We start from the raw sequence: 4,740 nt of genomic DNA on the forward strand, positions 1-4,740 counted from the left end.
CTGCGCTCCAGAATCAGAGTAATCATCTGGAAGCAATGGAAGGTACCGAAGAAACAAATCAAATCGCTAATTCAGCTAGGGATTCCGAAGGAAGAAGCGAAAGGATTAACCTACTGTCGAAAAGGTTACAGGTATATAGGGCTATCAAAAGTCGTCCAAAGAGCAATCTCAAACAAAAGACTAAAGCAGAGGGGAGTACCCTCTGCCCTAGAACGTTACTTAAAAGTACACACTGTAATATAAATTGAAACGCCGTATACGAGACCCGTACGTACGGTGTTGTGAGAGGGGCGAAAATAAGTTAATTTATTTTCCCTCTACTCGATTGGTTTTTTGTTGTATATGCAACAAAAATGAGATGCATTATATATAAATATTTTGTTGTGAATACAACAAAATGGAGGTGTGTCAATGTGGAGATTTTACGCGAAATTGGGATGATTGCAAGAGCGCTTGATTCTATCAGTAATATTGAGTTTAAAGAGTATGATCTTACCAAGGGCCAATATTTGTATCTTGTTCGGATTTGTGAAAATCCGGGAATTATTCAAGAAAAGCTAGCAGAAATGATAAAGGTTGATCGAACAACGGCAGCTCGCGCTATAAAAAAATTAGAGATAAATGAATTTATTGAAAAAAAAGAAGATGTCCATAACAAAAAGATAAAAAAGCTTTTTCCAACTGCAAAAGGCAAGAGTGTCTTTCCTATTATTAAAAGAGAAAATGAGTACTCAAATGAAATGGCTTTAAACGGATTTTCAAATCAAGAAATGGAAGTGATGGTGGACTTACTTCAACGAGTAAGAAGAAATGTTGAAAAGGACTGGGAGTTTGTTAAAAAAGGAAATAAGAGAATGTATTGAGAAAGTTGAGAGGAAAGGTAGGAGTAACATGAACATAAAAATTAAGCCGTGCAATTATGAACAATTAGATCAGCTCCAAACTATTAGCTATGAAACGTTTGATGAGACGTTTCGACATCAAAACTCTCCTGAAAACATGAAAGCGTATTTAGAAAAAGCATTTACCTTACAGAAGCTAGAAAAAGAGTGGGCTACTGCTTCTTCACGCTTCTTTTTTCTTTATCATGATGACGAGCTAGCAGGATATTTAAAAGTCAACGTGGGTGAAGCTCAGTCTGAAGCACTGGGAGATGATGCGCTTGAAATTGAAAGAATCTATATCCGAAAAAACCATCAAAAACATGGTCTTGGTAAGAAGTTGTTTAATAAAGCGGTTGAGGTCGCTTTAATGTTAGATAAACAAAAAATTTGGCTAGGCGTTTGGGAGAAAAATGAGAACGCGCTTGCTTTTTATAAAAAAATGGGATTTGTTCAACAAGGCCAACACTCTTTTTATATGGGGGACGAAGAGCAAATCGATTTAATTATGGTTAAATCACTGATCTAAATGATCTTTTTAAAAGGGGACTGAGGTAAATGTATATACCGAAGCATTACATGATTCAGAGTGAAGATATCATTTATGAGATTATTGATCAGCACGGATTCGGCACTTTATTTTCTCAGCATAACGGTGAGCCTTGTGCTACGCATTTACCACTGAATTTAAATAAGGAAGAGAAAACCTTATATGGGCATCTTGCTCGAGCTAATGAACAGTGGAAAGATGCTGTCGATCAACAAGTGCTGGCTGTTTTTCAAGGTCCACACTGCTATATTTCACCTTCTTGGTATGAGACAAACAAAGCTGTACCTACTTGGAATTACGTTGCTGTTCATGTATATGGACAGTTAGATATTATTAAAGATAACCGTACCATAGTTAAATCGTTAAGTAACTCTGTGGAGAAATATGAAAAACCCGAAAGTTCTTATCAGTTAAAAGATGTTGATGCTAGTTTCGTAGAAGGTTTAAGCAGAGGGATTGTTGCGCTTAAAATGAATATTACAAAAATTGAAGCGCAGGCCAAGCTAAGTCAAAATCATTCAGTTGAACGACGAAAAAGAGTGATTCAGCATTTAGAAGAGAGTTGTCAGCACGATAATATGCAAGTGGCAGAACTAATGAAGAGAGAGTTGTAATTAAAGGGATAAAATTTAAATTAAAAAAGAGTGATTGTTTTGTTGAATCACTCTTTTTTAGCTAATTAAGATAAAAGCTTTAAGACTAAAGCAGCTCGGAAAATGGTTATAACAAGGAAATAATAATACAAAGTGCGAGGAGTTTAAATTTCTTCAATAACTCGACACGGATTGCCCATTGCTAATGAATTTTCAGGAATTGATTTAGTCACAACGCTTCCAGCGCCAATAACAGAATTTTTACCAATGCTAATGCCAGGCAAAATTATTGCATTTCCACCAATCCAAACGTTATCATCAATAGTTACAGGTTTAGTCAAAGTACGATAAGGTGCCTCGTTTGCCTTATGGTTCGAATTAATTCGTTCAACTGCTTTTAAAGGGTGAGTCGCCGTATAAATTTGTACGCTTGGTGCAATTAGAACATTTTCACCAATGACAATTTTATTAGTATCTAAAAAGACGCAATTAAAGTTGATAAATGTATTTTTTCCAATTGAAATATTTTTACCGTAATCGCAAAAAAACGGCTTTTCAATCCAAACGTTATCGCCAACAAACTCACAAAGATTTTTTAATATACTTGTTTTATCAGCTTCTGGATTGCTACCAGGCTTATTAAATTCATCCATATAATAGCGTGCTTCTTGGGCCATCTTTAGTAACTCAGGGTCTCTAGCGTTATAATTTTCACCGTTTAGCATTTTTTCTTTTTCAGTCATGGTTTAGCTCCTTATTAGATGAGATATGTATCATTCAATTAATAGTTTATCCACTTTAAAATAAAAAAGCGAAAAGTAATGTTTGCTTTTAAGAAAATAAGCCTTTAGTAATAAATGACTTTTCCTTCAAAGTATTATGAGCTAATCGGTAAAGAGCTTTTCTAACTTACATGTAAGTAGAAGGCTCTTTTTTGTATTTAAAATAAGCTTGAAACCACACATCTAAATTTCTAGAATGACAGAAACATTGTGTTTAGCTCAGGGGTTCAAGTTGTTTGGGAAAAGTTTGCAAACTACTGGGATGTAGAGCAACGACATGATAAAAGGGTTATATGAAGCGCATTTGTCTGTAAAAGATCTATCGATTTCTATCTTGGTTTATGAGAAGCTAGGGTTAGAACTGGCTTGAAAAGATGATAATACCGCATTTTTTTGGATTAAAAAAGAGAGAAACTGGCTTGAGCTGTGGGAAGGGAATGACTATCAAACAGTATACCATCCATAACTAAGACACGTAGCATTTGAAGTAAGCTATGGTGGTTTACAGTAGTCTGTCCGTCGATGGCTTCGCTCACTTGGAATTGAAGTAGGACCATTTAAAAAGTAGCTTTGTTGAGGTTACTGAAGAGCTGAACAGCGTGGAAAGGAAAATAACAATTAAAGGGTGGACATACAAATATAAATAGAGGAGAACAAGATGCTTATATACGATAAAATCTACGGAGAGTTTGATATAACAGGAGTAGTAGAAGAGCTAATTTTAAGCGAGCCTGTGCAGCGCTTAAAGGAGATTCATCAAGGCGGGGCAAGTTATTTAATTAATAAGGAGTGGAACGTAACAAGATTTGAGCATTCTGTTGGAGTGATGCTCCTCATTAAAAAATTAGGTGGCTCTGTAGAAGAACAAATAGCAGGGCTGCTTCATGACGTATCCCACACGGCTTTTTCACACGTAGTAGATTATGTATTTGATAAAAGCAATGAAGATTATCATGAAGATATTTATGAAACAGTTATTTCTGAATCGAGTCTTCCAAGAATTTTAGCTAAGCATGGATATGATTATCGTGAAATTTTGCTTGATGAAACGAAGTGGACAATACTTGAGCAGTCAGCTCCTGAGCTATGCGCTGATCGCGTTGATTATACGCTACGAGACATGTATTCGTACGGTTATATCTCGCTGGCAGAAACACAGCGCTTCTTACAAGATATTGTGGTCATAAACGGAAAAATACACCTTCAACATATTGAAGTTGCCGAGTGGTTTGTAGAGACTTATTATAAAGAGGTAATTGATTTTTTTATGAATCCGTTAGGTATTTATGGTGGCGATCGGCTGGCAAAAGTATTAAAGCAGGCTTTAAATAAAAAAATCATTACCAAAGATGATTTTTTAACAACGGATGATCAGTTACTTCACAAAATAAAGGCTTCAAATGATCAAGAAGTAGTAAGTTTGTTAGGACAAATTCATCCAGATGTAGAGGTGGAAGTAAATGAACAAGAGTATGATATCCATCAAAAGAACAAAATTCGACTTATCAATCCATCTATCTGGATAAATAATAAATTTGTATCTGCTTCTGATTTATCTAATTATGTAAAAGAAATGAACGAAGTAGCGTTATTTAAAGCCGAAATCGGTATGTATGTAAAGCTAGTTAAAAGTTAATTTATGTTTTCTAACAAAAAAGAGTTTGGGACATAACAAAATGATTGCTTCTAAGAGACGAACAATAGCTGTTCCAATCTTTTTGGTTTGTCTGAACACGTTCGTTCCATTGCGCTACGGCCACTCGCTTTCCGCGGGGAGGAACCTGAGCTTCCTCGCTGCGCTGCGGGATCTCCGTTTTCCCTCTCTTTCCCGCAGGAGTCGAGTGTCCTACGCTCCATTCCACCCTGTTTCCAACATTGTTTTCACAATCAACCAAAAAACCTGAACGATTAAAAGTGAGAAACTCTCAATCGTT

Annotated in this window: 6 protein-coding genes and 2 pseudogenes; 6 read left to right on the forward strand and 2 right to left on the reverse strand. The window is 35.8% G+C overall.

All coding sequences use genetic code 11. From position 1 onward, the window contains the following. The 4 genes and pseudogenes from AS180_RS23735 to AS180_RS20935 all read left to right on the forward strand — a co-directional run. Positions 1 to 243: pseudogene (locus AS180_RS23735) on the forward strand (group II intron reverse transcriptase/maturase); the annotation flags it as partial. A gap of 194 nt (positions 244 to 437) precedes the next feature. After that, a complete protein-coding gene (locus AS180_RS20925; RefSeq protein WP_035320174.1) occupies positions 438 to 863 on the forward strand; it encodes a MarR family winged helix-turn-helix transcriptional regulator in 426 nt (141 codons plus the stop codon). A 28-nt stretch (positions 864 to 891) separates the two neighbouring features. Continuing rightward, a complete protein-coding gene (locus AS180_RS20930; RefSeq protein WP_025908324.1) occupies positions 892 to 1,410 on the forward strand; it encodes a spermidine/spermine N(1)-acetyltransferase in 519 nt (172 codons plus the stop codon). A 29-nt stretch (positions 1,411 to 1,439) separates the two neighbouring features. After that, a complete protein-coding gene (locus AS180_RS20935; protein WP_062687452.1) occupies positions 1,440 to 2,045 on the forward strand; it encodes an FMN-binding negative transcriptional regulator in 606 nt (201 codons plus the stop codon). A gap of 143 nt (positions 2,046 to 2,188) precedes the next feature. Here AS180_RS20935 and AS180_RS20940 read toward each other — a convergent pair whose 3' ends face one another. Further along, positions 2,189 to 2,767, reverse strand: coding sequence for a sugar O-acetyltransferase (locus tag AS180_RS20940; protein WP_025908325.1), 579 nt, complete (start codon positions 2,765 to 2,767; stop codon positions 2,189 to 2,191). Positions 2,768 to 3,083: 316 nt separating this feature from the next. Here AS180_RS20940 and AS180_RS24135 point away from each other — a divergent pair. Together AS180_RS24135 and AS180_RS20945 are read left to right on the forward strand one after the other, a co-directional pair. Continuing rightward, positions 3,084 to 3,269: pseudogene (locus AS180_RS24135) on the forward strand (VOC family protein); the annotation flags it as partial. Positions 3,270 to 3,464: 195 nt separating this feature from the next. Beyond that, positions 3,465 to 4,442, forward strand: coding sequence for an HD domain-containing protein (locus AS180_RS20945; protein ID WP_025908326.1), 978 nt, complete (start codon positions 3,465 to 3,467; stop codon positions 4,440 to 4,442). A gap of 10 nt (positions 4,443 to 4,452) precedes the next feature. Here the strand turns inward: AS180_RS20945 and AS180_RS20950 are convergent, their stop codons facing one another. After that, positions 4,453 to 4,668: a hypothetical protein gene (locus tag AS180_RS20950; RefSeq protein WP_139109263.1), complete on the reverse strand. Its 216-nt coding sequence runs from the start codon at positions 4,666 to 4,668 to the stop codon at positions 4,453 to 4,455. Between the last annotated feature and the right edge of the window lie 72 nt (positions 4,669 to 4,740).

Origin of the sequence: Priestia veravalensis (assembly GCF_001457055.1) — a bacterium.
Lineage (GTDB): Bacteria > Bacillota > Bacilli > Bacillales > Bacillaceae_H > Priestia > Priestia flexa.